Here is a 340-nt window from a genome sequence, read left to right as displayed (position 1 = left end):
GATGCGGAGGAAGAGGAGACGTCTATGATTTGCATGACACCCGAGGATCTGGAGCTGTACAGACTTCAAAAGGCAGGTGTTGCCATGGATGACGACCCTGGCGATGACCTGAATAAGCGACTGAGAACGAAGACGAACCCTACGACACACATGTACACGCACTGCGAGATTCATCCCAGCATGATTCTTGGCATCTGCGCCAGCATTATCCCCTTCCCCGATCACAACCAGGTGAGTATTGTGCCACAGCCTCAAATTATGTATCGGGTGAATAAAGCTCTAACCGTCTACAGTCTCCTCGTAACACCTACCAATCTGCCATGGGCAAACAAGCCATGGG

At 51.2% G+C, this 340-nt stretch carries 1 protein-coding gene; it reads left to right on the top strand.

The window, feature by feature from the left end; genetic code table 11:
* Positions 1-24: 24 nt before the first annotated feature.
* Positions 25-340, top strand: a 316-nt coding sequence (locus GSQ94_RS20930) for a hypothetical protein (protein WP_254064032.1), incomplete at its 3' end; no start/stop codon positions are given.

The organism is Granulicella sp. S190 (genome assembly GCF_009766095.1).
GTDB lineage: Bacteria > Acidobacteriota > Terriglobia > Terriglobales > Acidobacteriaceae > Edaphobacter.
This window is presented reverse-complemented; position numbering and strand designations above follow the sequence as displayed.